The organism is Kocuria kalidii, assembly GCF_044462225.1.
In the GTDB taxonomy this organism is placed as follows: Bacteria; Actinomycetota; Actinomycetes; order Actinomycetales; family Micrococcaceae; genus Kocuria; species Kocuria kalidii.
Window position 1 is genome coordinate 1 of sequence record NZ_JBISWJ010000108.1, and the last position, 23924, is coordinate 23924.

A 23924-nucleotide genomic window follows, 5' to 3' on the forward strand; every position below is an offset into this window, starting at 1 on the left:
CGCCCCGCCGTGACCTCGTCGTGCGCCGGGACCGCTCCCGGCAGCGCTACTCGCGTCCGGCCTGGGCCAGGAAGTCGTCCGCGCCGCCCACCAGCTCGACGTGCCCGGTGGGGACGTCCGCGCTGACCATCCTCGCGATCTCCTGGGCGAACTCGTGCACGGAGTAGAGCTTGCCCGCGGCCTCGCGGCGCTGCTCGAGCGCGCCCGGGCGGGCCCGGTTGAGCAGGGTCGCGGTGACGGTGCCCTCGATCATGTCGGCGGAGACCACCACGAAGGTGATGCCTCGCTCCGACAGCTCCGGGACGCGGGCGGTGAGGGTGTCCTCGCCCGCGCGCTTGGACCGCGCGACCGCCTCGTACTCGGGCATGGTCTCGACGTCGTTGATGAAGTGCGCCTGGTGGCTGGTCACGAACACCACGCGCCCGCCCTCCGGCAGGTGCTCGAGCGCAGCGGTGAGAGCGTCGTCCTGGGCGTCCCGGTTGAGCTTGAGGGCGTAGTCCTCGCCGAGGTCCGTCTCCATGCCGCCGGAGGCGTTGAGCACGAGCACGTCGACCCCGCCGAAGGCCTCCGCGGCCCGGGCGAAGAGGTTGCGGACGTCCTCGGGGCGGGTCATGTCGGCCTGAACGGCGACGGCCCGCCCACCGGCGGCCTCGATCTCCTTGACGACCTTGTTGGCGCGCGGCGCCTTCTGCCGGTAGTTGACGACGACGTTGGCGCCCTCGGCGGCCAGCAGCTTGGCGGTGTCGGCGCCGACGCCGCGCGAGGACCCGGTGACGACCGCGGTCTTGCCTGCAAGTGAACTCATGGTGCTCCTTCGGTGGGACGGGCGGGGAGAGGTGTGGCCGGGCTCAGTGGCCCATGCCGAGGCCGCCGTCCACGGGGATGACGGCGCCGGAGATGTACTTGGCCTCGTCGGAGGCGATCCAGCGGACCACGGCGGCGACCTCCTCGGGCTCGGCGAACCGGCCCGCGGGGATGGCCGAGAGGTAGCCCTGCTGGGTGTCCTCGGGCAGCGCCGCGGTCATCTCGGTGTTGATGAACCCCGGGGCCACCACGTTGGCGGTCACGTTGCGCCCGCCCAGCTCCCGGGTGATCGACCGGGCGATGCCGACCAGGCCGGCCTTGGACGCGGCGTAGTTGACCTGCCCGGGCGAGCCGTAGAGCCCGACCACGGAGGAGATGAGCACCACGCGCCCCCGCTTGAGCCGCATGAACCCCTTGGCGGCGCGCTGCACCACGCGGAAGGCACCGGTGAGGTTGGTGTCCACCACGTCCTGGAAGTCCTGCTCCTTCATCCGCAGCAGCAGGGTGTCCCGGGTGATCCCGGCGTTGGCCACGACCACCTCGACCGGGCCGTACTCGGCCTCCACCGCCTTGTAGGCGGCGTCGATCGAGGCGGAGTCGGTGACGTCGGCCCGCACCGCGAAGAAGCCCTCGGGCGCCTCGCCGGAGCGGTAGGTCACCGCCACGTTGTCGCCGTGGTCCTGGAAGGCCTGCGCGATGGCCCGGCCGATCCCGCGGTTGCCGCCGGTCACGAGGACGGTGCGGGGGGCCGGGCTGCGCTGCTCGTCTGCCATGGGAAGGGGCCTTTCGGTCGTGGGACGCGGGTGCCGCCGTCCGGGCAGGACGCGGGCCCGGAGGCAAATTCCCCCCAATGCTACCGGTCGGCCCGTGCGACCGTCCGGTAGCACCCGGAGGCCGCCTTCTGGATGTCGGACCCCGGTGAGAGAATGGAACGTCTGTTGGGAGGACCATGAGCAACCGCTATCTCACCACGGCCGAGACCACCGGCCAGGACGACGTCCACTCCATCACCACCACGGCCGAGCCGCACACCCAGGACATGGGCCACCGGATGCGGGTCTACAGCATCCAGATGGCCCTGCGCATCGTGTGCCTCATCGTGTTCGTGGCCGTCGACAACCTCTGGGTCCGCGGTATCGCGATCCTGGGCGTCGCCGTGCTGCCCTGGATGGCCGTGCTGCTCGCCAACAGCAACGACCGCTCCACGCGGACCAGCAACTACTACGAGCCCCCGGCCGCACCGGCGCTGGCGTCCGCACCCGAACCGGCTCCGCCGGCGGAGCCCCTGGCCATCGACTTCGTGCTGGAGGGCGAGTTCGTCGCCGGGCACCGCGAGGACGACACCGCCCGGCCGGGCTCCGGGAGCACGGCCGTTCCCAGCGAGGACCCGGCTTCCTCCGCTACTGTCGAGGACGACACCTCCCGGCACCGCGGCGCGGCCTGAGCCCACGTCGGACAGACCCGGGAGCACCACCGCAGACCCTGAGGAGCACGACCGCCGTGGAGTTCGACCTGCTCGGATCGCTGTCCCCGCGAGGGTCAGAGGCTCCCCCGGCCGGGCCCGACACCCTGCAGTGCTCCCGCAAGGGCTGCCGCGCGGACGCCGCCTGGCGGATCCGCTGGAACAACCCGCGGATCCACACCCCCGAGCGGCGCAAGACCTGGCTCGCATGCGCGGACCACCGCGAGGACCTCGAGCAGTTCCTCGGCGCGCGCGGCTTCTGGAAGGACACCGTCCCGCTCGCCGCCGCGGACCCCGCCGGGGAGCAGCAGGAGTGAACGACTACCGTTTCCTCCTCAGCGGCAAGTGGCTCGGCTTCTTCCTCCTCGCGTGCGCCGCGGCGGTGGTCTCCGTGTACCTGGGCGGCTGGCAGATGGACCGCAACGACCACCTCATCGGCGAGAACACCAAGATCACCCAGAACTACCGCGCCGAGCCCCTGACGGGCGCGGGGGCCGCCGAGCAGTTCACCGCCCACGACGAGCGCCTCACCTGGCACCCCGTGCGGCTCACCGGCCGCTACCTGCCCGAGGACCAGGTCCTGGTCCGCAACCGGCCCCAGGACGGCCGCGTCGGCTACGAGGTCCTGGTCCCGTTCCGCACGCAGGACGGTGACGTGCTGGTCCTGGACCGCGGCTGGATCCCCACCGGCGAGGCGGCCAACGGGATGCCGGACGAGGTGCCGGCCCCGCCCGGCGGTCAGGTGACGGTCACGGCCCGGCTCCAGCCCGGAGAGCCGGCCGTCAGCCGCGGGGCCCCGGAGGGACAGATCGCCTCCGTCCAGCTCGAGGAGCTGCGGGACCGCTGGGACCGGCCGATCGGCACGGCCGCCTACGGCGAGGTCTTCGCGGAGGACCCGGCACCCGCCGTGGTCCCCGCGCCGGCCCCCGAGCCCGAGATCGACTCCGGGCCGCACCTGTCCTACTCGCTGCAGTGGTACGCGTTCGCGGCCCTGTTCTTCGTGGCCTACGGCTACGCCGCCCGGCAGCAGGCCCGCAACGACGCCTGGGACCGCCAGTACGCCGCGGAGATGGAGCGGCGGCTCTCCCGGTTCTACGACGAGGACGGCAACTACATCGGCGAGGGCGACGAGGAGCTCGTCGTGCGGCAGATGGAGATGGCCGACGACATGCCGGCCCACCTCAAGTCCCTCATGCGCCCCCAGCCCCGGCGCCGGCGCAGCCGTCCCACCTGGGAGGACGAGGAGGACGCCATGCTGGACGCCCTCGAGCACCAGGGCCGGTAGCGCGCACACCCGGAGCACGGGCCGGGCCCGCGGTGGACGGGACCGGCGCGGTGTCCGGGCTCAGGCCAGGGAGATGAGGTCCTGGTACTCCTGGCTCCACAGGTCCTCGGTGCCGTCGGGCAGGATGACCACGCGCTCGGGGTCGAGGGCCTCGACCGCGCCCTCGTCGTGCGAGACGAGCACGACCGCTCCCTCGTAGGTGCGCAGGGCGTTGAGGATCTCCCGCCGGGAGGCCGGGTCCAGGTTGTTGGTGGGCTCGTCGAGCAGCAGCACGTTGGCCGAGGAGGCCACGAGCGTCGCGAGCGCGAGGCGGGTCTTCTCGCCGCCGGAGAGCACCCCGGCGGGCTTGGAGACGTCGTCGCCCTGGAAGAGGAACGAGCCCAGGACGTTGCGGACCTCGGTGTCGGCGAGGTCCGGGGCGGCGGTCCGCATGTTCTCGAGCACCGTGCGCTCCGGGTCCAGGGTGTCGTGCTCCTGGGCGAAGTAGCCGAGCTTGAGGCCGTGGCCGGGGAGCACCTCACCGGTGTCGGGCTGGGCCTCGCCCGCCAGCATCCGCAGCAGCGTGGTCTTGCCGGCGCCGTTGAACCCGAGGATGACCACCCGGGAGCCCTTGTCGATGGCGAGGTCCACGTCGTTGAAGATCTCGAGCGAGCCGTAGGACTTGGACAGGTCACGGGCGGTGAGGGGCGTCTTGCCGCAGTCGGCGGGCTTGGGGAACCGGATGTTCGCGACCTTGTCCGCCTGCCGCTCCCCCTCGAGGCCCTGCATGAGCCGTTCGGCGCGCTTGATCATCTGCTGGGCGGCCACGGCCTTGCTGGCCTTGGCGCGCATCTTGTTGGCCTGGTCCATGAGGGCCGTGGCCTTCTTCTCCGCGTTCGCGTACTCGCGCTTGCGGCGGTGGGCGTCCTGCTCGCGCTGGAGCAGGTAGTTCCGCCAGCCCATGTTGTACAGGTCGATGACGCAGCGGTTGGCGTCGAGGTACAGGACCCTGTTGACCACCATCTCCATGAGCTCCACGTCGTGGGAGATCACGAGCAGGCCGCCCTGGAAGTTCTTCAGGAACTCCCGCAGCCACACGACGGAGTCGGCGTCCAGGTGGTTGGTGGGCTCGTCGAGGAGCATGATGTCGGCGTCGGAGAACAGGATCCGGGCCAGCTCCACGCGGCGGCGCTGACCGCCGGAGAGGGTGCGCAGCGGCTGGTCGAGGATGCGCTCGGGCAGGTCCAGGTTGGAGGTGATCGTCGCGGCCTCGGACTCCGCGGCGTAGCCGCCGCCGGCGAGGAACTCCGACTCGAGCCGGTCGTAGCCGCGCATGGCCTTGTTGCGCACGGCGTCGTCCTCGGAGGCCATGTCCTGCTCGGCCGCGCGCAGGCGCGCGACGACGCCCGCGAGGTTGCGGGCGGAGAGGATGCGGTCGCGGGCGAGCTGCTCCATGTCCTCGACCTTCGGGTCCTGCGGGAGGTAGCCGATGGCCCCGGTGCGCGTGACCGTCCCGCCCGCGGGCAGGGTCTCCCCCGCGAGGACCTTGGTCATCGTCGTCTTGCCGGCGCCGTTGCGCCCGACCAGGCCGATCTTGTCCCCCTTGTCCACACGGAAGTTGACCTCGTCCATGAGCAGCCGGGCACCGGCACGCAGTTCGAGGTTCTGGACAGTGATCACGGAGGAGACCTTTCGAGGGAGTGCGGGGAGGAGTGGGCGCCCGTTCCGGGCAACCTACCCATTCTACCGGTCCCTCTCGCAGGGCGGCACCCCCTCCGGGCCCGGTGCGACGCGTCCTTGCTCACGTACGGGCTCACCTACGGGCTCACGGACGGCCTCGTGCACGGGGCTCACGTACGGGGCTCCGGCATGGGACACGTGCGCGGGGCGGCATCCCGGCGACGGGCGCCGGTCCCCGCCCACCGCCGTCGTCGTGACCGGTCCCGGTCAGGGCCGGTGCGGCGCCGGAGGACCGCGGCATCGTTGGACAGTGGTCGACAGCCCCCTTAGAGTTTGGAGCACTGTCGACGCCGCCCCCGGCGGCCCGCTCGGCGCTTCTTCCCTCCACCCCGGCCAGGAGAACCTGCATGGCAACCCCACCCCCTCCGGATCAGTCCTCGACGCCCGCGACGGGCGGTTCGAGCTCAGCTCCCGACGCCCTCGCCCGGCACTACTCCGACGCCGAGGCGAACGACGGCGCGGACTCCGCCGGCACCGGCCTGGACGACGCCGCACGGTCCATCGCCCCCGCCGTCGGCCCCTGGTCGGACGGCCTCGGGCGCGCCGGGTCCCGGGCGGCGCAGACGCTGCTGGTCGCCGCGGTGGTCGCCGGCGTCCTGTGGGTGCTGCTGCGGGTGACGCTCGTCGTGATCGCCGTGCTGGTGGCGCTCATCCTCGCCTCCGCCGTGGGACCGCTGGTCCACTGGCTCGAGCGCAAGGGGTGGTCCAACCTCATGGCCACGCTGGCCGCGTTCATCGGCATCCTGCTGCTCATCGGCGGCGTCATCACGGGCATCGTGTTCACGATCCGCAACCAGTGGGAGACGCTGACCTCCCAGGCGGCCAGCGGCTGGAACGAGCTGCAGCGGTTGCTGGAGCAGAGCCCCCTGCCCGTGGACACCGCCACCCTCGACTCCGCCGTCCAGCGGGTCAGCGACGTGGTCGCGAGCGGCAGCTTCGCCGGCAACGCCGCCAACAGCGCACTGACCGGCCTGTCCGCGGCCGCCACCTTCCTCACCGGCCTGGTGCTGATGATCGTGGTCCTCTTCTTCTTCCTGAAGGACGGGACGAAGATGTGGAACTTCTTCCTGCGGTGGTTCCACGGCGCGCGCCGGGCCAAGCTCGCCGAGGCGGCCGACCGCTCCAGCCAGGTGCTCGGCGGCTACGTCCGCGGCACGGCCTTCGTCGCCCTGATCGACGCCGTGCTCATCGGCATCGGCCTCGCCATCGTCGGGGTGCCACTGGCCCTCCCGCTGGCCGTGGTGGTGTTCGTCACCGCCTTCATCCCCGTCATCGGGGCCACCATCGCAGGCATCCTGGCCGCCCTGGTCGCCCTCTTCACGAACGGCGTCGTGGCCGCGCTGATCGTGGTGGCCATCGTGGTGGCGGTGAACCAGATCGAGGGCAACATCCTCCAGCCGATCATCATGGGCAAGACCCTGAGCCTGCACGCGCTCGTCGTGCTCCTGGCCCTGACCGTCGGCACGCTCGTGGGCGGCATCTTCGGAGCCATTCTCGCGGTGCCCTACACCGCGGTCGCCTGGGCCGTGATCCAGGTGTGGACGGACCGCTACCAGACCGGCGACGACCCCGTGCTGGGCGAGGACCCGCTCGACCCCCGGGACCGGGTCGCCGCGAAGGCGACCATGGCCGAGCGCTGGAAGTACCAGCGGATGCGCATGCAGAACCTGGGGGGCGGCAAGCTGGGCGCCGCCAAGCGGGACGCCGCGGAACCCGCGGAGGAGTCCGAGAAGGCCTGACCGGCGTGCTCCGCCCGGCCGGGGCGGAGCACGCCGGCCGCACGGGCCGGGCCGCACCCCGGCGGAAGGACGTGGACCCGTGGTCAACTTCTTCTTCGACGGCTGGGAGCCGGTCGCCCGGATCGTGCTGGTCGGCACCCTCGCCGACACGACGCTGGTCCTGCTGCTGCGGATCTCCGGCCAGCGCACCCCGGCCCGGAGGAACAGCTTCGACTTCGTCGTCACCGTGGCGATCGGAGCGATCTTCGGCCGCGTCCTCACCGCGCGCAGCATCCCGCTGCTGGAGGCCGACGGCAGCCTGCCGGTCGTCGGACCCGACAGCGCCGGGGACGGCGGCGTGCTCCCCGGGGAGGGCCGCCCGTGAGCCCGCGGCGGAGCCGGGACGCATCCGCGTGCCGGCGATGCCGCGCAGAGGCCCTAGGCTGGCACCCATGAGCAACAACGTCGAACGCCGCCGCGCCGTCACCGCCGAGGACCTCGCGAACATCGCCGTCTTCGCGGCCCTCACCGCCGCCCTCTCCGTGCTGCCCGGGATCCCGCTGGGCGCGGCGGGAGTGCCGCTGACCCTGCAGACCCTCGCCGTGTTCCTGACCGGCCTGGTCCTGGGCGGCACCCGCGGGCTCCTCGCGGTGGCCCTCTACGTCTTGGTCGGGCTGATCGGCGTCCCCGTCTTCGCCGGCTTCCGCGGCGGGCTCGGCGTACTCGCCGGACCCTCGGCGGGCTACATCCTGGCCTTCCCGTTCGCCGCCGCCGCCGCCGGCTACGTGGCGCAGTGGCTGATCCCGGCCCGCCGCGCCAACGACGGCGGGGCCACCAACGCCCGCTACGAGCGCACCGGCACCTACACCCTGCGGCTGGTGGCCGCGGCCCTGGCCGGGTTCGTGGTGATCCGGATCGGAGGCATCGCCGGTCTGGTGGTCAACGCCGAGCTGGCCCTCCAGGACGCGTTCCTGACCGACCTCGTCTTCTGGCCCGGCGACCTGGTCAAGGTCGTGCTCGCCGCGGTCATCGCCGTGGGCGTGCACAAGGCGTTCCCCCGGATCGCGGGCACGCGCTGATCCGTGCCCGAGACCCCCGGGGCCTCGGCCCTCGTGTGCTCCCGCGTCACCGTCACGGCGCCCACCGCAACGGGTGAGCTGACCCTGCTCCGGGACCTCGACGTGTCCCTGGACGAGCGGCGGGTGGCCGTGGTCGGGCTCAACGGTTCCGGCAAGTCCACGCTGCTGCGTCTGTTCAACGGGCTCGTCCGTCCGTCGTCGGGCGCCGTGACCGTGCACGGCACGGACGTGTCCCGGGACGTGCGGGCCGCTCGGCGCCGGGTGGGCTTCGTGTTCACCGACCCGCTCTCCCAGCTGGTGATGCCGACCCCCGTCGAGGACGTCGAGCTGTCCCTGCGCGGGGCCGGGGTGCCCCGCGCCCGACGCCGCAGCGCCGCGCTCGGGCTGCTCGACCGGGTGGGGATCGGCCACCGGGCCGAGCACAGCATCTACGACCTCTCGGGCGGTGAGCGGCAGCTGGCGGCCTTCGCGGCGGTGCTGGCCGTGGAGCCCGAGGTCCTCGTCCTCGACGAGCCCACGACGCTGCTGGACCTGCGCAACCGGGGGCGGCTCCTCGGGCTGCTCGACGGGCTCCCGCACCAGCTGCTGATCTCCACGCACGACCTCGGCCTCGCCGCGACCGCACCGCGCGTCCTGGTCCTGCACGAGGGGGTGCTCGTCGCGGACGGCCCTCCCGAGGAGGTCGTCCCCGCCTACGAGCAGTGGTGCGCGCGCGGCTTCCCCCAGGAGGCACGCCCGTGAACCGGGGACCGGACCTCTTCGGCAGCTACTCCCCCGGCACCGGCCTGCTGCACCGCGCCCCGCTCCGGGCCAAGGGGATCGGCATCCTGGTCGTGACCGTGGCCGTGGTGCTGGCCCCCTCGTGGCCGGTGCCCACCGCCCTGACCCTCGTCCTGCTGGTCGCGGGCTCCGCGGCGGGCGTCGGCGCCCGGGAGTGGTGGCGGGGACTGGCGCCGGCCCTGCCCGTGCTGGTGCTGCTCGCCGTCTACCACGTGCTGACCACCGGACCGGCGCAGGCCGCGGACGTGGTGCTGACGATCGTCGTGTTCCTCGTCGTCACCCGCGTCCTGATGCACACCACGCCCCTGCCCGAGCTGCTCGACGGCGTGGTGTGGCTGTGCTCGCCGGTGCGCCTGGTCGGGGCGGACCCGGAGCGCATCGGCTTGGCGATCTCCCTGATGCTGCGCTCCATCCCCTTCATCGTGGGCGCCGTGGGCGACCTCCGGGACGCCGTGCGGGCCCGCGGCCTGCGGCCCAACCCCGTGCGGCTGGTGACCCCCGCCGTCATCTCGACGGTCGCCTACGCGCAGCGGACCGGTCAGGCCCTGGCCGCACGCGGCTTCGACTGAGCACGCACCCCGCGTGCGGCCCGCGACCCCGCGCCGCCGAGTCCCGCGCCCGGCTTGCCGCCGAGTCCCCAACAAGTACTCGAGTCCCCAGGAGACGTCATGGGGATTTGCGCCTTTGGTGGGGCTCGACGGTGGGGACTCGACGGTGGGCGGGGGTCAGCGGGCGGTGAGCGGGCGGTGGGAGTGTGCGCACCTCGGGTGGCCGACATCCGGGCACGCCCGCCCAGGGTCAGCGCCGGCGGTTGTCCCGCACCTGCACGGCCTGGTTCTGCCGGCGGACGTCGAACAGGCCCGTGGCCTCGATCAGGTCGCTGAGCTTGCGGTAGCCGTGGTTGCGGGAGTCGAAGGACGCCTGGTTGCCGATCTGCTGGCCGACGGCGCCGAGGTGCGCCCAGCCGTCGTCGCCGCTCGCGGCGTCCACCGCGCTCCGCAGCATCCGGACCAGCCGGGCGTCCCCCCGCAGCGCCTGCTGGGGCGTCGGCGAGGGCGCCTCCCCGGGCGCCTCCTCGGCGGGCACGCCCAGGCTCTCCACGTAGGTGAACTGGGAGCAGGCATTGATGAACGGCTCCGGGGTCTGCCGCTGGCCGAAGCCGTAGACCTTGTGGCCGTCGGTGAGGATCCGCATCACCAGCGGCGTGAAGTCCGCGTCGCTGGAGGCGATCGCGAACCCGTCGACCGAACCGGCGTAGAGCAGGTCCATGGCGTCGATCACCATGGCCATGTCCGAGGCGTTCTTGCCCGTGCTGTAGGCGAACTGCTGGATCGGCCGGATCGCGTAGGCGTGGAGCACGGCCTCCCACTGCTGCAGGCGCGGGCTCTTCCAGTCGCCGTAGGCGCGGCGGACGTTCGCGGTGCCGTGGCGGGCCACCTCGGCCAGGATCACGTCGATCTTCGACGCCGGTGCGTTGTCGGCGTCGATCAGCAGCGCGATGCGCTTCTCCTCGGTAGTCACGGGACGACTCTGTCACGGACGGTCCACGGACGGACAGCCGGACACGCTGCGCGACGTCCGGCCGGGCGCCGTCGTCCGCCGCTCACGCCAGCGACAGGGCGAAGGAGAGCGCGAAGCCCGCCGCCGTGCTCAGCGCCACGGCCGGGCCGCCGTGCTCGTAGGCCTCCGGCATCAGGGTGTCCGCCAGGGAGGCGATGACCGCACCGGCGGCGAAGGCCAGCGGCAGGGAGATCATCTCGGGGTCGCTGCCGGCCAGCGGGCCGGCGCCGACCACGACGGCCAGGACCAGCAGCACCCCGCACACCGTCCAGAGCAGGACGGCCTTGACCCTCGACATCCCCTGCTCGCGCATCGAGGCCGCCCCGACCAGGGACTCCGGGAGGTTGGACACGAAGATCGCCGCGAGCAGGGCGAGGCCACCGGTGCCCTCGGCGAGCGAGACGCCCAGGGCCACGTTCTCCGGGACGCCGTCCAGCGTGACCGCGGCCAGCAGGGCCAGGCCGGCGGCGCCGCCGGCGGAGGCCGCCGTGGGCGCCGTCTCGTCCGCGGCGGCGTCCGGGTCCAGCTTCGCGCTGCCCTGCTCCTTCTCCGCGCCGTCCGAGGCCGGTCCGGGCTGGGCCCAGCGGTCGAGCAGGGCGCTGAGGACCGTGAAGACGACGGCGCCGGCGGCCAGCCCGCCCACGGCCACCCAGAGGCCCCCGCGCTCGTAGGCGGACTCGAACAGCTCGAAGGCCAGCGCCGTGATGAGCGCGCCGGCGGCGAAGGACAGCAGGATGGCCAGCAGGCGCTTCGGGAGCTCGAAGCGCACGCCGACGAGGGCGCCGACGACGAGCGCGCTCGAGGCGACGATCCCGAACAGCAAGGTCTGGCCCATGTGGGCAGTGTAGGAGCGGGACGCCGCCCCGCACCGTCCAATCGGAAGGTTACTTACCGCGGGACGGCGGCTCCGGGGCGGGCGGAGCACGACGACGGCGGTCCGCCCACCCCGGGAGGTGGACGGACCGCCGTCGTCGTGCGGAGGAGCGGATCAGATGTTGAAGCCCAGGGCCCGCATCTGGTCGCGGCCGTCCTCGGTGATCCGGTCGGGACCCCACGGCGGCATCCAGACCCAGTTCACGCGCCACTCGTCCACCATGGTGTCGAGGTTCTGCGCGCACTGCTCCTCGATGACGTCCTGCAGCGGGCACGCGGCCGTGGTCAGGGTCATGTCGAGGATCAGGGCGCCGTCGTCGGCCCAGTGGGAGCCGTAGAGCAGCCCCAGGTCCACGATGTTGACGCCGAGCTCGGGGTCGATGACGTTCATGAGCGCCTCCTCGACCTCCTCGGCGGAGGGCCGTCCCGAGGTCTCGGGCCGGTCCGTGGTCTCAGCGTTGGTGTCGGCCATCGCTGGCCTCCTTTCGAAAGCTGGTGGGGTCGGAGCCGCTACTTGACCGGGGCCAGGTAGCGGTCGTAGCCCTCGTCCTCGAGCCGGTCGGCGAGCTCGGGCCCGCCCTCGTCGACCACGCGGCCGTCGTGGAACACGTGCACGAACTGCGGCTTGATGTAGCGCAGGATGCGGGTGTAGTGGGTGATCAGCATGACGCCCAGGTCGTTGTCCTCGAGGGCCCGGTTGACGCCCTCGGAGACCACCTTGAGCGCGTCCACGTCGAGGCCGGAGTCGGTCTCGTCCAGGAGCGCGATCTTCGGCTTGAGCAGCTCGAGCTGGAGGATCTCGTGGCGCTTCTTCTCGCCGCCGGAGAAGCCCTCGTTGACGTTGCGCTGGATCATGTCGGGGCTGATCTTCAGCTGCGCCATGGCGGCCTTGACGTCCTTGGTCCAGGTGCGCAGGGACGGGGCCTCGCCGTCGATCGCGGTCTTGGCGGTGCGCAGGAAGTTGGACGTCGTCACACCGGGGATCTCCACCGGGTACTGCATCGCCAGGAAGAGCCCGGCGCGGGCCCGCTCGTCCACGGACATCTCCAGGACGTTCTCGCCGTCCAGGAGGACCTCGCCGGAGTCGACGACGAACTTGGGGTGGCCGGCGATGGTGGAGGCCAGCGTGGACTTGCCGGAGCCGTTGGGCCCCATGATGGCGTGGACCTCGCCGGAGCGGATGGTCAGGTCCACGCCCTTGAGGATCGGCTTGGTGGTCTCGTCGTCGAGCACGACGGACGCGTGCAGGTCCTTGATCTCGAGAGTTGCCATGGATGGTTCTCCTGTGGTCGAAAAAGTCTGGGTGCGGATGGTGCGGGGCGGATCAGTAGTTCGCGGAGGCGAGCTCGTCCTGGACGGCGCCGCGCAGGCGCTCCTCGATGTCCGGGACACCGATCTGCTGGATGATCTCGAAGAGGAACCCGCGGACCACCAGCCGTCGCGCCTCGTCCTCGGGGATGCCCCGGGACATGAGGTAGTACAGGTGCTCGTCGTCCAGCTGCCCCGTGGTGGAGGCGTGGCCGGCACCGGTGATGAGGCCGGTCTCGATCTCCAGGTTCGGCACGGAGTCCATCCGGGGGCCGTCGTTGAGGATCAGGTTCCGGTTGAGCTCGTAGGTGTCGGTGCCCTCCGCCGTGGCGCGGATGAGGACGTCGCCGACCCACACGCCGTGCGCGTTCTCGCCCTGCAGCGCGGACTTGTAGGTCACCCGCGAGGTGCAGTTCGGCTGCGAGTGGTCCACGAACAGCCGGGACTCCAGGTGCTGCCCGCCGTCCACGAAGGTCAGCCCGTACATCTCCACGGACCCGCCGGGGGCGTCGAACCGGGTGGACGGGGTGACGCGCACGAGGTCGCCGCCCAGGGAGACCAGCACGTGCTTGAAGGTGGCCGCCCTGCCGAGGCGCGCCTGCTGGGAGGAGGCGTGCACGGCGTCGTCGTCCCACTCCTGCAGGGTCACCACGGCCAGGTTGGCGGAGTCGGCGACCCGGAACTCGACGTTCTGCGAGAGCACGGCGGTGCCGTGGTGGCGCAGGACCACGAGCGCCCGGGAGAAGGGCTGGGCGTCGATCACGAGGTGCTGGGCGGCCGGGGTGGTGTCCGTGCCGTGGATGTCCACGACGACCGGCTCGGCCACCGAGGTCTCCTGCGGCACGGTGATGACGGTGGCCCCGGTGGCGCTGCTCCACGCGTTGGCGGCGACCCGGTCCTCGGGGACGCCGGCGCAGCCGATGCGGGCGTCGTCCCGGCCCACGGTCTCGACGCGCACGGCGTCGGAGTCCACGGTCACCGCGGGCGCCGGGCCGGTGAGGGCGTCGGCGTGCAGACCCTTGAGGCGCTTCAGGGGGGTGAACCGGAAGTCCTCCTCCCGGCCCGTGAGCTTCGGGAAGTCGGCGACGTCGTAGGACGTGTGGCGCCCGGCGCGGGAGGAGTCGGGCACGCCGGAGATGTCGCCGTGGGAGGTGTGCCGCACCAGGGTGTCGTTCTCGACCTTGTCGCGGGCCAGCCGCTCGCCCTCCTGGTCCATGCCGGGGATGGCGATGCGCGCGTCCCCGGTGGGGACCCCGTCGACCTTCTCGCCCAGGTTGTCGTAGGCGTCCTTGGCCGCGCCGGCGGCCTTCTCGGCCACCGCGGTGGCCGCCGAGGCGGCGGCCCCCGTGGCGTTGCGAATCGTTTCGTTCAGCTTGGACATGTCAGCCAACGGATCCTTCCATCTGCAGTTCGATGAGGCGGTTGAGTTCGAGCGCGTACTCCATGGGCAGTTCGCGGGCGATCGGCTCCACGAACCCGCGCACGATCATCGCCATGGCCTCGTCCTCGGCCATGCCGCGCTGCATGAGGTAGAACAGCTGCTCCTCGGAGACGCGCGAGACGGTCGCCTCGTGGCCCATGGAGACGTCGTCCTCGCGGATGTCGACGTACGGGTACGTGTCGGAGCGGGAGATCGTGTCCACCAGCAGGGCGTCGCAGACCACGTTGGACTTCGCGCCCTTGGCGCCCTCGCGGACCTGCACGAGTCCGCGGTAGGCGGCGCGGCCGCCGTTGCGGGCCACGGACTTCGAGACGATCGACGACGACGTGTTGGGGGCGATGTGCACCATCTTGGACCCCGTGTCCTGGTGCTGCCCCTCGCCGGCGAACGCGATCGAGAGGGTCTCGCCGCGCGCGTGCTCACCGGTCAGGTAGACCGCCGGGTACTTCTGGGTGACCTTCGAGCCGATGTTGCCGTCGATCCACTCCATGGTGGCGCCCTCGTGCGCGATCGCGCGCTTGGTCACGAGGTTGTACACGTTGTTCGACCAGTTCTGGATGGTCGTGTAGCGCACCCGGGCGTTCTTCTTGACGATGATCTCCACGACCGCGGAGTGCAGCGAGTCGGTCTTGTAGATCGGCGCGGTGCAGCCCTCGATGTAGTGGACGTAGGAGTCCTCGTCCGCGATGATCAGCGTCCGCTCGAACTGGCCCATGTTCTCGGTGTTGATGCGGAAGTAGGCCTGCAGCGGGATCTCGACGTGCACGCCCTTGGGGACGTAGACGAACGAGCCGCCGGACCACACGGCCGTGTTCAGGGACGCGAACTTGTTGTCGCCCACGGGGATGACGGTGCCGAAGTACTCCGCGAAGATCTCGGGGTGCTCCTTGAGCGCGGTGTCGGTGTCCAGGAAGATGACGCCCTGCTCCTCCAGGTCCTCGCGGATCTGGTGGTAGACGACCTCGGACTCGTACTGGGCGGCGACGCCGGAGACGAGCCGGCCGCGCTCGGCCTCGGGGATGCCCAGCTTCTCGTAGGTGTTGCGGATGTCCTCGGGCAGGTCCTCCCAGGTGGCGGCCTGCTTCTCCGTGGAGCGCACGAAGTACTTGATGTTGTCGAAGTCGATGCCGGACAGGTCCGCGCCCCACGTGGGCATGGGCTTGCGGTCGAAGAACTTCAGGCCCTTCAGGCGCAGGTCGGTCATCCACTGCGGCTCGCTCTTCTTCCCGGAGATGTCCCGGACGACGTCCTCGTCGACACCGCGCCGCGCGGAGGCGCCGGCGACGTCGGAGTCGGCCCAGCCGTACTCGTAGGTGCCGATCCCCTCGAGCTCGGGGTTCTTCTCCAGGATGTCGCTGATGACAGTGTCGTTGCCGCTGGCGATCTGTTCAGTCATGACGGCCTTCCTCTGTTGTCTGGTCTGTGATCGGGTCCGCGGTGGGTCCCGCGGAAGTCGGTGCCGCGGCGGGTCCCGGCCGGGCGAGGGGCACGTGCGTGGTGCACACGTGCGCGCCGGCGGCCTGGGTGGAGAGCCGGCGGACGTCGGTGCCGAGCAGCCGGGCGATGAGCTCGGTCTCCAGCTCGCAGAACTGGGGGTAGCGGGCGGCCAGCTCGCGCACGGGGCAGTGGCCCTGGCACAGCTGGGCCGAGACGATGGTGCGGCGGTCCCCGCGGCCGACGGCCACCTCGTTGGTGGAGGCGGCGAACCCGTCGCGGCTGAGCAGCCGGACCAGCACGGGCAGGCGGTCGGCGACGTCCTCCCCCGCGGCCTCGACCTCGGGACGGTAGGAGGCCTCCAGGCGCTCCACGCGGTCCTGGACGAAGCCGTGCAGGGCCTCGGGCCCGGCGATGCGCCGGATGGTCTCGAGCGCGTCGGTGGCGATCTCGAGGTAGTCGTCGCCGAGCTTGGCGTGGCCCTCGGGGGCGACGACGTAGCGGCGCGCCGGACGTCCGGCGCCCCCGCTGCGGCGGCGGACCATGGTGACCTCGATGAAGTGCTGCTGCTCGAGCGCGTCCAGGTGCCGGCGCACGGCGGCGGGGGTGAGCTCGAGCATCTCGCCGAGGTCGGCGGCCGAGACCGGTCCGTGCTCGAGGACGGCCCCGAGCACGCGCGAGCGGGTGTTCTCCTCCTGCTCCGCCCGCGGGCCGGAGCGGGACCCGCTCCTGGCGTCCGTGGTCTGAGTCATGGGTGAACCCTGCGCTTCCTGGTCGGTCGTCGTGGAGGTCCTCGTGCCGGGGCGTGCGCCCCGATCGGGCCGCTCTCAATACACAACCGGAGTATGTCGTAATACATTCCGGTGCGACCAGTAAGTGGTGCCTTACCGCCACCGCCGCCGCAAATCACGACCTACTCATAATAACCCCGGGAAGGGGCTCAGCCAAGGGGCACCGGACCGCGGGCGCGCGGCACTACACTGGTCCGGTGCCCGCCCAGAGTCTCCCCGAGTCCTCGCCCGCACTCTCGATCGAGCGCCTCGTGAAGGATTTCCCCGTCCGCCGGCGCCGCACCCGGCGAGGGGCCGGACCGGGCGGTGCGAGCGCCGGCGCGGTGCACGCCGTCGACGGCCTGTCCCTCACCGCCCGCCACGGCGAGATCACGGCCCTGCTCGGGCCCAACGGCGCCGGCAAGACGACCACCCTGGAGTGCGCCCAGGGGCTGCAGCGCCCTTCGGCCGGCACGGTGCGGCTGCTGGGGCAGGACCCGTGGCGGGCCCGCCCGGCGCTGCGCGCCCGGGTCGGCGTGATGCTCCAGGACGGCGGGCTCCCCCAGGCCGTGCGCCCGCTGGAGCTGCTGCGGCACGTGGCGTCCCTCTACCGCAGCCCCCGGGACATGGACGAGCTCGTGGAGCGGCTCGGCATCAGCAGCTTCGACCGCACCGTGGTCCGCCGGCTCTCCGGCGGCCAGCGCCAGCGCGTGGCCCTGGCGGCGGCCCTCGCGGGCGATCCCGAGGTGCTGTTCCTCGACGAGCCCTCCGCCGGGATGGACCCGCAGTCCCGCAACATCGTCTTCGACCTCGTCCAGCAGCTGCGCCGCGAGGGCGTGTGCATCATCCTCACGACGCACCTCCTCGACGACGCCCAGCGCCTCGCCGACCAGGTCTACATCGTGGACCACGGCCGGGTCATGGCCCAGGGGTCCGTGGCGGAGCTGGTGGCCCCCGGCGCGGACGCGCCCGCCGTGCTCGTGCTGACCCTGGCGCCCGAGCAGCTGCACGCGGCGCCGTTCCCCTGGGACGGCCCCGGGTTCGAGAACGTCCGCGCGAACCGCAGCGACCGCACCGTGACCCTCACCGGGGCGATCGCCCCCCCGATGCTCGAGGCGGTGGCCCGGTGGTTCACCGCGACCGGCGCCCTGCCCGTGTCCCTGTCCCTCCAGCCGCGCTCCCTCGAGGACGTCTTCCTCGACATCTCCGGACGGGAGATCCGATGACCGCCCCCGCCCAGCCGACGGCCGTGCACCCCCGGCCGGCGCCCGCACCCCTCGCGCGGCGGGTCGCCGCGCAGGCCCGCCACGAGACGCGGGCGGTGCTGCGCAACGGGGAGCAGCTGCTGCTGCTCCTGATCCTGCCGCTGATGGCCCTCGTGGCCCTGACGCTCACCGACCTGCTCGACGACCACGTCCCGGAGGGCGCCTCCCGCGTGGACGTCGCCGTGCCGGGCGTGCTGGCGCTGTGCGTGCTCTCCAACGCGTTCTCGGGACAGGGCATCCAGACCGGCTTCGACCGCCGCTACGGGGTGCTGCGCTTCCTCTCCACCACCCCCCTGGGCCGCAGCGGGCTGATCGCCGGCAAGCTGCTGGCGATCGTCGCGGTGCTCGTGGTGCAGTACGTGCTGGTGGCCGGGCTCGGCGCCGCCCTCGGCTGGCGCCCGGACGCGGCCGCCGTGCTCGTCTCCGTCCCCGTGCTGCTGCTCGGGGCCGCCGCCTTCACGGGGCTGGGGCTGCTGCTCGCCGGGACGGTGCGCGCCGAGGCGACCCTCGCGGTGACCAACCTGGTGTGGGTGCTGCTGGCCGCGGTCGGCGGCACCCTGTTCCCCTCCACCACACTGCCGGGAGGCCTCTCCCGGCTGGTGGACCTGCTGCCCTCCGGGGCGCTGGGCACCGCGCTGCGCGAGACCTTCCTCACCGGGACCCCCGCGCTGCTGCCGGTGCTCGTGCTGCTCGCCTGGACCGCCGCGGCCTGGGCCGGGGCGGTCCGCTGGTTCCGCTGGAGCTGAGCCGCCGGCCCGAGCCGCACTTCGGGCCCCGCGATCCCGCACCATCGGCGGCTCCGGGACACCGCGAACCCGGATAAACTGGTCCCGGGCACCCCGCCGCACCGACCCCGTCCGGAAGTGAGTTCATGAACCGCGCCAGCGACCCCAGCGACGTCCACGTCCGTGACCGCGGCAGCGTCCTGCTGCCGACACGGATCACCCCGTGGGTGCGGTGGCTCGCGGTCGCGTCCCTGCTGGCGAACTCCCTGCTCATCCTCACCGGCGGGCTCGTCCGCCTGACGGGATCGGGCCTGGGCTGCCCCACCTGGCCGCGGTGCACCGACGCGTCCTGGACGAACACTCCCGAGATGGGCATGCACGGACTGATCGAGTTCGGCAACCGGCTGCTGACGTTCGTGCTGGCCGCCGTGGCGGTGCTGACGTTCCTCGCCGTGCTCCGGCTGCGCCACGAGCACCGGGACCTCTTCCGGATCGCCCTGCTCCTGGGCCTCGGCATCCCCGTGCAGGCCGTGGTCGGCGGGATCACGGTGCTCACCGGGCTGAACCCCTGGGTCGTGGGGATCCACTACATCATCTCCGGCGTGATGATCGCCCTGGCCACCGTGCTGGTCGACCGCACCCGGCGGCGCTCCCTGCCGGCCGTGGGCGAGGCGGAGCGGCCGGGCCAGGCCCCCGGGCAGCGCCGCACCGTCCGGGGCCTCATGGTGGCGCTGGCGGTGCTGTGCGCCCTGATCCTCTACCTCGGCACCCTGGTCACGGGCACGGGCCCGCACGCCGGGGACGACTCGACCGCCCGGCACGCCTTCGACGCCTACCTCATCACGCGCGCGCACGCCGTCCCGGTGTACCTGATCGTCGTGGCCGTGGTCCTCGGCATGGTCCTCGCCCGCCGGCACCGGTGGCCCGTGGCGCTGGCCTCGAGCCTCAACCTGATGCTGGCCGTGCTCGTCCTGCAGGCGCTCATCGGCTACTACCAGTACTTCAACGGCGTGCCGCTCGTGGCCGTGGCGCTGCACCTGGTGGGCTCCGCCGTGCTGATCTGGGCCACGGCCCGCACCGTGGAGAAGGGGTTCGCGGTCACCCGCACCCCGGACCCCGTGCTGCGCACCGCCGACGCCCCCGACGCCGCCGAGGCCGCGGCCCGCCGCTGAGCGGCTCAGACCCGCTCGTCGGGCGCCTCGTCGAGCAGCTCCTCGACGGCCAGGGCCAGGCGCTGCCGGCTGGCCGAGGGGATCGGCAGCAGCGGCCGCCGCGGCGGGGCCGTGCTGACCCCGCAGACCTCCGCGAGCGCGTAGAGGGAGCTCAGGGGCCGCTCCTGGCGCAGGATCTCCATGAGCGGGGTCAGGGCCGCCTGCCACGTGCGGACGGCGCGCTCGTCGCCCTCGACGACCGCGGCCCGGAACGCGGCGTACTGGCGCGGGAGGACCGCGGCGATCCCGGAGTGCCACGCGGCGGCGTCCGGCGCCGCCTCGTGGATGAGCCGCTCGCCGCTGACCCCGTGGGCGGTGCCGGGCTCGGCCAGCTCCGCGAAGCGGGACCGGCGGGCGGCGAGGTCCTGGAGCGAGGTCGCGGTGTCCTTGAACGCGTTGACGTTCTCCAGCCAGGACAGCTCCGCGGCGAGCTCCACGGGGTAGGTGAAGCCCGTCGTCGTCGGGTTGTTGTAGACGCACAGCGGCAGCGCCACGGCGGCGGAGACCGTCTCCACCTGGTCCGCGATCTCCTGGGAGACCAGGGGGATGTAGGACAGGGGGTTCAGCACGAGGCCGTCCGCGCCGCCGTTCTCCGCGGCGTAGGCGCTCTCCAGGACCTCGCGGGTGGTCATCGCCGAGATGCCCGCCCCCACCGGGACCCCGGAGCCACGCGCGGCCTCCACGGCGACCCCCACGAGCTCGGCCCGCTCCTCCCCGGAGAGGTACGCGAAGCTGCCCGAGCTGCCCAGGACCACCACCGCGTCCACCCCGGAGCGCACCAGCCGGCCGACGTAGCGCTCGAAGGAGGCCAGGTCGAGCCGGCCGCCCTGCTGGAACGGCGTGATCGGGTAGGCGACGAGCCCGGTGAAGGTCATGCTGAGCATGCGACCATCCTAGGACCGGCCGCTCCGCCGGCCCGACCGGGCCGGCCCCGGCGCCCCGGTCCTCAGAGGACGGGGCCGCCCACGAACGGGTCCACGGCCAGGGCGAGGAACACGAAGGTGATGTAGGCGATCGAGCCGTGGAAGACGTGCATCGCCTGCTTGTCCGTGGGCCGTCCGGCCACCGCGAGGGCGTGCAGCCGGTGGCTGTGCCCCACGAACCAGGCGCCCGAGGCCACCGCGGTCACCGTGTAGACCCAGCCGGCACCGCCGACGGGCACGAGCAGCAGCGAGCACATCACCGTGGCCCACGCGTAGAGGACCACCTGGCTGCCGACGGTGCGGGCCCCGGCCACGGCGCCCAGCATGGGGACCCCGGCGCGCGAGTAGTCGTCGGCGTACTTCATGGACAGCGGCCAGTAGTGCGGCGGCGTCCAGAGGAAGATGAAGAGGAACAGCACGAGGGCGGGCCAGTCGAGGCCCCCCGTCACGGCCGCCCAGCCGATCAGGACCGGCATGCAGCCCGCGACCCCGCCCCAGACGATGTTCTGGGCGGTGCGGCGCTTGAGGACGATCGAGTAGAAGACGGCGTAGAGGAAGATGGCGCCCGCGCCGAGGGCGCCGGCGAGCACGTTGACCCCCACCGTGAGCCAGGCGACCGAGACCGCCGTGAGCAGCCAGGCGAAGACGAGCGCCTCGCGGTCGGAGACCTCCCCGGTGACGAGCGGGCGCTTGGCCGTGCGCTTCATCACCCGGTCCTCGTCCCGGTCGATGTAGCAGTTGAACGCCCCGGCGGCACCGGCCGCGAGCGTGCCGCCCACGAGGGTGTTGAGGATCAGCCACAGGTCGGGCATGCCCTGCTGGGCGAAGATCATGGTGGGCACGGTCGCCACCAGCAGCAGCTCGATGATGCGCGGCTTCATCAGGGCCACGTAGGCCTTCAGCTTCCGCGCGGCCGTCATCCGCCCCTCGTGGCGGGAGGCCACCGCAACACCCGTGTGCCCGGTGCCGAGGACGGATCGTCCTGCGGGTCCCGACGTCTCGAGTGAGTTCACAGAATCATTGCTCCCGGTTGCGGTGGTGTTCCCCCGGCTCCGTGCGCGAGGACGGCCCGGGAACGGCGCGTCGTCGACACGGGATGCGGACGGCGCAGCAGCTCGCGGGCGCGGAAGAAGGTCCTATACAGCATAGCGCGTGGTGGCGCCCGGCCCCGCTCCGGACATGACGGGACAGGCCCCGGCAGGGGCGGGGGCCGGTGCTGTCGGTCACACGGCAGAAATGCGCGTGACCTAAGCTGGACCCAGACCGCCGGTCGGCGACCGGCTTCCGCTGCGCACGGCAGCGGATCCCAGCAGAAAGGGCCTCGATTCTCGTGACCGAACTCGATCAGAAGCTGATGTGGACCGATGTGGACCGGCGTGCCGTGGACACGGTGCGGGTGCTGGCCGCGGACGCGGTGGAGAAGGTGGGCAACGGCCACCCGGGCACGGCGATGTCCCTGGCGCCCGCGGCGTACCTGCTGTTCCAGAAGGTGATGCGCCACGACCCCACGGACGACCGGTGGACGGGCCGGGACCGGTTCATCCTCTCCCCCGGGCACACCTCCTTGACGCTGTACCTGCAGCTGTTCCTCTCCGGCTACGGGATGGAGCTCGAGGACATCGAGTCCCTGCGGACCTGGGGCGCCAAGACCCCGGGCCACCCCGAGTACCGGCACACCACCGGGGTGGAGATCACCACGGGGCCGCTGGGCCAGGGCCTGGCCTCGGCGGTCGGCTTCGCCTACGCCCAGCGCTACACCCGCGGCCTGTTCGACCCCGAGGCCCCGGCCGGGGAGTCGCCCTTCGACCACATGGTGTACGTGATCGCCTCCGACGGGGACCTGCAGGAGGGGATCACCTCCGAGGCGTCCTCGCTGGCCGGTGTCCAGGAGCTGGGGAACCTGGTGGTGATCTACGACCAGAACCACATCTCGATCGAGGACGACACGGACGTGGCCTTCACCGAGGACGTCCTCAAGCGCTACGAGGCCTACGGCTGGGACGTGGCCCGGGTGGACTGGACGAAGTCCGGGGACTACGTCGAGGACGTCGAGGAGCTCTACGCGGCGATCCGCGCGGCGAAGGCGGAGACGTCGAAGCCCTCGATGATCGCCCTGCGCACGATCATCGGGTACCCGGCCCCCACCAAGCAGAACACCGGCGGGATCCACGGCTCCAAGCTCGGGGCCGAGGAGGTCGCCGAGACCAAGCGGATCCTCGGCTTCGACCCGGAGGCCTCCTTCGCGGTGGAGGACGAGGTCCTCGCCCACACCCGCGGCATCCAGGACCGGATGGGGGCCTACCGCCAGGAGTGGGAGCAGACGTTCGACGACTGGCGGGCCGCCAACCCCGAGCGGGCGGCACTCTACGACCGGATCCGGGCCGAGGAGCTCCCCGAGGACTACGCCGAGGCCTTCCCGGTGTTCGAGGCGGGCAAGGACGTGGCGACGCGGTCGGCCTCGGGGAAGGTGATCAACGCGATCGCCGACACCTTCCCGGAGCTGTGGGGCGGCTCGGCCGACCTGGCCGGGTCCAACAACACCACGATCGACTCCGCCGCCTCCTTCATCCCCGCGGCCCGCTCCACGGACAAGTGGACCGGCAACCCCTACGGACGGGTGCTGCACTTCGGGATCCGCGAGCACGCCGCCGCCGCGATCGTCAACGGCATCACCATGTCCTCCCAGACGCGGGCGTTCTCCGGGACGTTCCTGATCTTCTCCGACTACCAGCGCCCGGCCGTGCGCCTGGGCGCGCTGATGAAGGTCCCCTCGATCTACGTGTGGACCCACGACTCGATCGGCCTGGGCGAGGACGGGCCCACCCACCAGCCCGTGGAGCAGCTCTCGGCCCTGCGCGCGATCCCCGGCCTGGACGTCGTGCGCCCGGCCGACGCCAACGAGACGGCGATCGCCTGGCGCACGATCCTGGAGGGCCACGAGCGCCCGGCCGGGATCGCCCTGACCCGCCAGAACGTGCCGACCTTCGCCCGGGCGGACATCCACCCGCACGCCGAGGGGGAGAAGTTCGCCTCCGCCGAGGGCGTCGCCCGCGGCGGCTACGTGCTGGCGGAGGCCCCCGAGGGCAAGGACCCCGAGGTGCTGCTGATCGGCACCGGCTCCGAGGTGTCCCTGGCCGTCGAGGCCCGGGAGCTTCTCAAGGAGCAGGGCGTGGCCGCCCGGGTGGTGTCCATGCCCTGCCGGGAGTGGTTCGACGCCCAGGACGCCGACTACCGCGAGTCCGTGCTCCCGGCCGCCGTGCGGGCCCGGGTCACCGTGGAGGCCGGCATCGCCATGTCCTGGCACGACCTCCTCGGCGAGCACGGCCGGGCCGTGTCCCTGGAGCACTTCGGGGAGTCCGCCGACTACGAGACCCTGTACCGCGAGTTCGGCATCACCGCCGAGGCCGTGGCCACCGCCGCCCAGGAGTCCCGCACCGCCGCCCGCGACGCCGTGACCGCGAACCGCTGAGCGGCGGCTGCGCCGTCCGCCGGAGACCCTCCCCCGGACGCCCTCCGCACCTCCACCATCCGTTCCCCGAGCACCATCCGCTCCCCGAGCACGAGGAC

24 protein-coding genes are annotated in these 23924 nt (G+C 72.3%); 12 read left to right on the top strand and 12 right to left on the bottom strand.

The window, feature by feature from the left end; genetic code table 11:
- Positions 1-46: 46 nt before the first annotated feature.
- Both ACH9D3_RS15845 and ACH9D3_RS15850 read right to left on the bottom strand, forming a co-directional pair.
- Entirely contained in the window at positions 47-805 is a 759-nt protein-coding gene (locus ACH9D3_RS15845) for an SDR family oxidoreductase (RefSeq protein WP_396411667.1), read from the bottom strand.
- A gap of 43 nt (positions 806-848) precedes the next feature.
- Entirely contained in the window at positions 849-1577 is a 729-nt protein-coding gene (locus ACH9D3_RS15850) for a beta-ketoacyl-ACP reductase (protein WP_396411668.1), read from the bottom strand.
- Between the two features lie 176 nt (positions 1578-1753).
- Between ACH9D3_RS15850 and ACH9D3_RS15855 the strand changes: the two genes are divergently transcribed.
- From ACH9D3_RS15855 to ACH9D3_RS15865, 3 genes are read left to right on the top strand one after another with little or no spacing between them, the layout of a single operon-like run.
- Entirely contained in the window at positions 1754-2248 is a 495-nt protein-coding gene (locus ACH9D3_RS15855) for a DUF3099 domain-containing protein (protein ID WP_396411669.1), read from the top strand.
- Positions 2249-2304: 56 nt separating this feature from the next.
- Positions 2305-2583: a hypothetical protein gene (locus ACH9D3_RS15860; protein WP_396411670.1), complete on the top strand. Its 279-nt coding sequence runs from the start codon at positions 2305-2307 to the stop codon at positions 2581-2583.
- Positions 2580-3551, top strand: coding sequence for an SURF1 family cytochrome oxidase biogenesis protein (locus ACH9D3_RS15865; protein WP_396411671.1), 972 nt, complete (start codon positions 2580-2582; stop codon positions 3549-3551). The genes ACH9D3_RS15860 and ACH9D3_RS15865 overlap by 4 nt, the downstream gene beginning before the upstream one ends.
- Positions 3552-3611: 60 nt before the next feature.
- On the opposite strand, the gene ACH9D3_RS15870 is transcribed toward ACH9D3_RS15865, so the two are convergent.
- A complete protein-coding gene (locus ACH9D3_RS15870; RefSeq protein ID WP_396411672.1) occupies positions 3612-5210 on the bottom strand; it encodes an ATP-binding cassette domain-containing protein in 1599 nt (532 codons plus the stop codon).
- Between the two features lie 407 nt (positions 5211-5617).
- Between ACH9D3_RS15870 and ACH9D3_RS15875 the strand changes: the two genes are divergently transcribed.
- The 5 genes from ACH9D3_RS15875 (at position 5618) to ACH9D3_RS15895 (ending at position 9416) form a co-directional block, all read left to right on the top strand.
- Positions 5618-7009 carry an AI-2E family transporter gene (locus ACH9D3_RS15875; protein WP_396411673.1) on the top strand — a complete coding sequence of 464 codons (1392 nt, stop codon included), beginning with the start codon at positions 5618-5620 and terminating at the stop codon, positions 7007-7009.
- Positions 7010-7088: 79 nt separating this feature from the next.
- Positions 7089-7373, top strand: coding sequence for a hypothetical protein (locus ACH9D3_RS15880; RefSeq protein ID WP_396411674.1), 285 nt, complete (start codon positions 7089-7091; stop codon positions 7371-7373).
- A gap of 67 nt (positions 7374-7440) precedes the next feature.
- Positions 7441-8067 (top strand): biotin transporter BioY, encoded by a 627-nt coding sequence (locus ACH9D3_RS15885; RefSeq protein WP_396411675.1) that lies wholly within the window; start codon positions 7441-7443, stop codon positions 8065-8067.
- 3 nt (positions 8068-8070) lie between these two features.
- Positions 8071-8808: an energy-coupling factor ABC transporter ATP-binding protein gene (locus ACH9D3_RS15890; RefSeq protein WP_396398276.1), complete on the top strand. Its 738-nt coding sequence runs from the start codon at positions 8071-8073 to the stop codon at positions 8806-8808.
- A complete protein-coding gene (locus tag ACH9D3_RS15895; RefSeq protein WP_396411676.1) occupies positions 8805-9416 on the top strand; it encodes a CbiQ family ECF transporter T component in 612 nt (203 codons plus the stop codon). The genes ACH9D3_RS15890 and ACH9D3_RS15895 overlap by 4 nt, the downstream gene beginning before the upstream one ends.
- Before the next feature lie 229 nt (positions 9417-9645).
- Here ACH9D3_RS15895 and ACH9D3_RS15900 read toward each other — a convergent pair whose 3' ends face one another.
- The 7 genes from ACH9D3_RS15900 to ACH9D3_RS15930 all read right to left on the bottom strand — a co-directional run bounded on the left by ACH9D3_RS15900 (position 9646) and on the right by ACH9D3_RS15930 (position 16215).
- A complete protein-coding gene (locus tag ACH9D3_RS15900) occupies positions 9646-10368 on the bottom strand; it encodes an NYN domain-containing protein (RefSeq protein WP_396398278.1) in 723 nt (240 codons plus the stop codon).
- A gap of 82 nt (positions 10369-10450) precedes the next feature.
- Positions 10451-11242: a ZIP family metal transporter gene (locus tag ACH9D3_RS15905; RefSeq protein WP_396411677.1), complete on the bottom strand. Its 792-nt coding sequence runs from the start codon at positions 11240-11242 to the stop codon at positions 10451-10453.
- A gap of 153 nt (positions 11243-11395) precedes the next feature.
- Positions 11396-11752 (bottom strand): metal-sulfur cluster assembly factor, encoded by a 357-nt coding sequence (locus tag ACH9D3_RS15910; protein ID WP_396398280.1) that lies wholly within the window; start codon positions 11750-11752, stop codon positions 11396-11398.
- Positions 11753-11790: 38 nt separating this feature from the next.
- On the bottom strand, positions 11791-12552 hold the full coding sequence (gene sufC, locus ACH9D3_RS15915; RefSeq protein ID WP_396398281.1) for a Fe-S cluster assembly ATPase SufC: 762 nt from the start codon (positions 12550-12552) through the stop codon (positions 11791-11793).
- Positions 12553-12604: 52 nt separating this feature from the next.
- Positions 12605-13804 (bottom strand): Fe-S cluster assembly protein SufD, encoded by a 1200-nt coding sequence (gene sufD / locus ACH9D3_RS15920; RefSeq protein WP_396411699.1) that lies wholly within the window; start codon positions 13802-13804, stop codon positions 12605-12607.
- Positions 13805-13970: 166 nt separating this feature from the next.
- Entirely contained in the window at positions 13971-15425 is a 1455-nt protein-coding gene (gene sufB, locus ACH9D3_RS15925) for a Fe-S cluster assembly protein SufB (protein ID WP_396398282.1), read from the bottom strand.
- Positions 15418-16215 carry a helix-turn-helix transcriptional regulator gene (locus ACH9D3_RS15930; RefSeq protein WP_396398283.1) on the bottom strand — a complete coding sequence of 266 codons (798 nt, stop codon included), beginning with the start codon at positions 16213-16215 and terminating at the stop codon, positions 15418-15420. The genes sufB and ACH9D3_RS15930 overlap by 8 nt, the downstream gene beginning before the upstream one ends.
- Before the next feature lie 236 nt (positions 16216-16451).
- Here ACH9D3_RS15930 and ACH9D3_RS15935 point away from each other — a divergent pair, with 236 nt between their 5' ends.
- The 3 genes from ACH9D3_RS15935 (at position 16452) to ACH9D3_RS15945 (ending at position 19395) form a co-directional block, all read left to right on the top strand.
- Positions 16452-17459, top strand: a complete 1008-nt coding sequence (locus tag ACH9D3_RS15935; RefSeq protein ID WP_396398284.1) for an ABC transporter ATP-binding protein — start codon at positions 16452-16454, stop codon at positions 17457-17459.
- A complete protein-coding gene (locus tag ACH9D3_RS15940; protein WP_396411678.1) occupies positions 17456-18244 on the top strand; it encodes an ABC transporter permease in 789 nt (262 codons plus the stop codon). The genes ACH9D3_RS15935 and ACH9D3_RS15940 overlap by 4 nt, the downstream gene beginning before the upstream one ends.
- Positions 18245-18369: 125 nt before the next feature.
- The gene (locus tag ACH9D3_RS15945) at positions 18370-19395 is read left to right on the top strand and encodes a COX15/CtaA family protein (RefSeq protein ID WP_396398286.1); all 1026 of its coding nucleotides are present in this window, start codon (positions 18370-18372) and stop codon (positions 19393-19395) included.
- Positions 19396-19400: 5 nt separating this feature from the next.
- Here the strand turns inward: ACH9D3_RS15945 and ACH9D3_RS15950 are convergent, their stop codons facing one another.
- Positions 19401-20318 carry a dihydrodipicolinate synthase family protein gene (locus ACH9D3_RS15950; RefSeq protein ID WP_396411679.1) on the bottom strand — a complete coding sequence of 306 codons (918 nt, stop codon included), beginning with the start codon at positions 20316-20318 and terminating at the stop codon, positions 19401-19403.
- Between the two features lie 62 nt (positions 20319-20380).
- Complete coding sequence (locus tag ACH9D3_RS15955) at positions 20381-21301, bottom strand: heme o synthase (RefSeq protein ID WP_396411680.1); 921 nt, start codon at positions 21299-21301, stop codon at positions 20381-20383.
- A 410-nt stretch (positions 21302-21711) separates the two neighbouring features.
- On the opposite strand from ACH9D3_RS15955, the gene tkt reads away from it, so the two are divergent.
- Positions 21712-23826: a transketolase gene (tkt, locus tag ACH9D3_RS15960; RefSeq protein ID WP_396411700.1), complete on the top strand. Its 2115-nt coding sequence runs from the start codon at positions 21712-21714 to the stop codon at positions 23824-23826.
- Positions 23827-23924: the final 98 nt, after the last annotated feature.

Excerpts from the sequence above, each read along its gene's own strand:
- ACH9D3_RS15845 (WP_396411667.1), bottom strand. The coding sequence starts at position 805 with ATGAGTTCACTTGCAGGCAAGACCGCGGTCGTCACCGGGTCCTCGCGC.
- ACH9D3_RS15850 (WP_396411668.1), bottom strand. The coding sequence starts at position 1,577 with ATGGCAGACGAGCAGCGCAGCCCGGCCCCCCGCACCGTCCTCGTGACC.
- ACH9D3_RS15855 (WP_396411669.1), top strand. The coding sequence starts at position 1,754 with ATGAGCAACCGCTATCTCACCACGGCCGAGACCACCGGCCAGGACGAC.
- ACH9D3_RS15875 (WP_396411673.1), top strand. The coding sequence starts at position 5,618 with ATGGCAACCCCACCCCCTCCGGATCAGTCCTCGACGCCCGCGACGGGC.
- ACH9D3_RS15885 (WP_396411675.1), top strand. The coding sequence starts at position 7,441 with ATGAGCAACAACGTCGAACGCCGCCGCGCCGTCACCGCCGAGGACCTC.
- ACH9D3_RS15905 (WP_396411677.1), bottom strand. The coding sequence starts at position 11,242 with ATGGGCCAGACCTTGCTGTTCGGGATCGTCGCCTCGAGCGCGCTCGTC.
- ACH9D3_RS15910 (WP_396398280.1), bottom strand. The coding sequence starts at position 11,752 with ATGGCCGACACCAACGCTGAGACCACGGACCGGCCCGAGACCTCGGGA.
- sufC (WP_396398281.1), bottom strand. The coding sequence starts at position 12,552 with ATGGCAACTCTCGAGATCAAGGACCTGCACGCGTCCGTCGTGCTCGAC.
- sufD (WP_396411699.1), bottom strand. The coding sequence starts at position 13,804 with ATGGACCAGGAGGGCGAGCGGCTGGCCCGCGACAAGGTCGAGAACGAC.
- sufB (WP_396398282.1), bottom strand. The coding sequence starts at position 15,425 with ATGACTGAACAGATCGCCAGCGGCAACGACACTGTCATCAGCGACATC.
- ACH9D3_RS15930 (WP_396398283.1), bottom strand. The coding sequence starts at position 16,215 with ATGACTCAGACCACGGACGCCAGGAGCGGGTCCCGCTCCGGCCCGCGG.
- ACH9D3_RS15940 (WP_396411678.1), top strand. The coding sequence starts at position 17,456 with ATGACCGCCCCCGCCCAGCCGACGGCCGTGCACCCCCGGCCGGCGCCC.
- ACH9D3_RS15945 (WP_396398286.1), top strand. The coding sequence starts at position 18,370 with ATGAACCGCGCCAGCGACCCCAGCGACGTCCACGTCCGTGACCGCGGC.
- ACH9D3_RS15950 (WP_396411679.1), bottom strand. The coding sequence starts at position 20,318 with ATGCTCAGCATGACCTTCACCGGGCTCGTCGCCTACCCGATCACGCCG.
- tkt (WP_396411700.1), top strand. The coding sequence starts at position 21,712 with ATGTGGACCGATGTGGACCGGCGTGCCGTGGACACGGTGCGGGTGCTG.